Below are 2,616 nucleotides of genomic sequence, written 5' to 3'. Positions count from 1 at the left end.
ATGTGCTCCGGGGTACTTATGGGTTGGTATGGAGCAGATGTTACGCCGTGGATTTTTTAAGAGAACTTCATTGAATCAATGGTGACTATCGACGCAGTCAATGGATGATTCGGTGTTCTTTGCGGGATCGAGCTTGCTCCGGGCGGCGTTCCGACGAACTTCAACTCAACCAGCTGGGAAAGATTGCTACACCGGTTAGAACGTTTATTTCTTTACGGTATTTGAATAGATGCAATCTGCATATCCATAACCGAATAATCCGCGTCATGTTTTTTACCTTGTCCGTGATCGAATCGGATCGTTCGTCACAGCAGAAATAATCCTCCTGCCTGCCTCGTTAAGCCTGTCGCAACATCGACTTTGGCTGTTTGATCGCCAGCTTGTCGCGCTCGGCCGATTCCCTAGAATCCGCCTCCATCAGCTTCGTCCAACTATCCAGTCCTTTAGGGAACAACACCATGATGAATGCCATGCAGATGCAAATGCCGATGAACGCCAACATGCCAATGATGTCGATGATGGGCATGCCGATGATGATGGCGACCATGTCCTGCGACATGATGGACGACGGCATGATGTGCAAGATGATGCCGGCCGCTGGCATGGACATGGCCATGTTCAGGAACAGCGCTGAAATGATGCAGTTGATGATGAACTGCGGCATGCCGATGATGATGCACTGCGGCAACATGAGCATGATGTGCATGTCCCCGGCGAGCATGGCCATGCCGATGATGAACATGATGATGTCGATGCCGGTGATGGGCATGCCGATGCCGTCGATGAAGTGCGTGATGGAATGCACGCTCATGGCGGACTGCATGATGTGCAAAATCATGCCGATGGCCGGCATGAACATGGACATGATGAAAAACTGCTGTGCCCTGATGATGAAAATGATGAACGACTGCAGCATGCCGATGATGATGAGCTGCAACGGCATGCCGCTGATGTGCTGCACCTGCTGATCCCTGCACTGTACCTGTACCTGTAGGAGCGAGCCTGCTCGCGATGGACGTCAACGATGACGCGGGTTTTCTGAAAAAACGCGTCAGCCTTGAGCCCATCGCGAGCAGGCTCGCTCCTACAAGAAGGCGGTATCAGTCCAGGCGTTCGGGGTAGGTCACCACAAGATAGGCCACGGCCTCACTGTCGGCGGGGTTGCGATAGCGGTGGGGCTGGTCGGCGTAAAACAGGATCGAGTCCCCCGTGGATAGCAGGTAACGTTCATCGTTGACGCTGATTTCCAGGACACCCTGCGCCACCACCAGGTTTTCCTGGACACCAGGGCCATGGCCCTGCGACTGGTCCTCTCCCAACGCGCTCAGGCGCAGCTCGTAGAATTCCGATTGGCGCGCCACGTCAAAGGGGAACAGGGCGCGGCTGACAAAAGCGCCGTTGGCGCTGACCAGGCGTTTGCTCTGGCTCGCCGACAATAGGGCCACACCTTCGAAGGCCCGATGTTCCAGAAACGCCGCCACCGATACCTTCAAGCCTTTGGCTATTTTGCACAGCACCTTGATGGACGGCACACTGCGCCCCGATTCGATTTGCGCCAGCATGGCGCGGCTCACGCCGCACTGTCGGGCCAGGGCATCAAGGGACAGATGGCGCTTGCTGCGCAGACGCAGCAGGTTTTGTCCGACCCGTTCGCAGATCGGGTCCTCTTCCGGGGCATCCGGATTGTTCAGATCCAGCACAGGCTCGTCCGCGCTTATCAGAAAGCGCGAGGGTTCGTACGCGTTCACGCCTGACGTGTCTCGGTAGACCGAGACGCCTGAACCCACTGCAATGCCTGTAGTCCGGCGTTGCGTGCGTACATCTCCCACATGGCCCGTGCCCGTTGCTGAGCTTGTTTGCGTTTGCGGTAGCTGGCGAAATCGATGAGGTTGTCAGTCGGATTCATGGGGCACTTCACTGTGGTGATGAATGACGGGATGACTGGAGAGTACGCTTCTATTTTTATAACAATAAATACTGAATTTTTATTTGTTAATTCTTTTTGGTTCTTATTGGTGAGGGATTTTCAGGTTGTATGAAGCGTCTTTTATATTCTAAAAAGATATAAACATGTAATTATATATTCCTTTTGGTGTTGGCTGATGCGGTGCATCTTGAGGTCATGCCCATCCATGCGGATGGTCTCGACGCCAGACAGGAAGCCTTATCATGACCATCAAAGCGATCAACGTCCGTAACCAGTTCAAGGGCGTCATCAAGGAAATATTCGAAGGCGAAGTGGTCTCCGAAATCGACGTGCAAACCGCCTCCGGGATCGTCACTTCCGTGATTACCACGCGTTCGGTGCGCAGCCTGGAGTTGAAGGTGGGCAGCGAGGTGATTGCCTTCGTCAAGTCCACGGAGGTCTCCATTGCCAAGCTTTGAAAGCCTGAATCATTGGTAGATAACGGATGATCTGCCGGTTTAAAAAAACCATGAAAAAACCCGGCTGATCAGGCCGGGTTTTTGTTGGGTGTTGTGGTGACGCGGTTTGTTTATGCGACGCGGTTCTGCAGCAGTTTGTCGGAGCCACCTTCAGCGACGCGGTTCTGCATCAGCTTGTCGGAGCCATCCGCAGCAACGCGGTTTTCGATCAGGCGGTCGGAACCACCCTCG

4 protein-coding genes are annotated in these 2,616 nt (G+C 53.9%); 2 read left to right on the top strand and 2 right to left on the bottom strand.

The genetic code is table 11. The features are described 5' to 3' along the window. Positions 1 to 458 precede the first annotated feature (458 nt). Positions 459 to 968 carry a hypothetical protein gene (locus tag ACM6IT_RS23155; RefSeq protein ID WP_082562944.1) on the top strand — a complete coding sequence of 170 codons (510 nt, stop codon included), beginning with the start codon at positions 459 to 461 and terminating at the stop codon, positions 966 to 968. Between the two features lie 132 nt (positions 969 to 1,100). Here ACM6IT_RS23155 and ACM6IT_RS23150 read toward each other — a convergent pair whose 3' ends face one another. After that, a complete protein-coding gene (locus ACM6IT_RS23150; protein WP_160386044.1) occupies positions 1,101 to 1,691 on the bottom strand; it encodes a helix-turn-helix domain-containing protein in 591 nt (196 codons plus the stop codon). 53 nt (positions 1,692 to 1,744) lie between these two features. Then, positions 1,745 to 1,906: a hypothetical protein gene (locus ACM6IT_RS23145; protein WP_177336468.1), complete on the bottom strand. Its 162-nt coding sequence runs from the start codon at positions 1,904 to 1,906 to the stop codon at positions 1,745 to 1,747. A gap of 263 nt (positions 1,907 to 2,169) precedes the next feature. Here ACM6IT_RS23145 and ACM6IT_RS23140 point away from each other — a divergent pair, with 263 nt between their 5' ends. After that, positions 2,170 to 2,385: a TOBE domain-containing protein gene (locus tag ACM6IT_RS23140; RefSeq protein WP_056724180.1), complete on the top strand. Its 216-nt coding sequence runs from the start codon at positions 2,170 to 2,172 to the stop codon at positions 2,383 to 2,385. Positions 2,386 to 2,616 lie beyond the last annotated feature (231 nt).

The organism is Pseudomonas sp. IT-P4, assembly GCF_949767755.1.
GTDB lineage: Bacteria > Pseudomonadota > Gammaproteobacteria > Pseudomonadales > Pseudomonadaceae > Aquipseudomonas > Aquipseudomonas monachiensis.
Note: the sequence above shows the minus strand (reverse complement) of the source record. Positions and strands in the feature narration are given on the sequence as shown.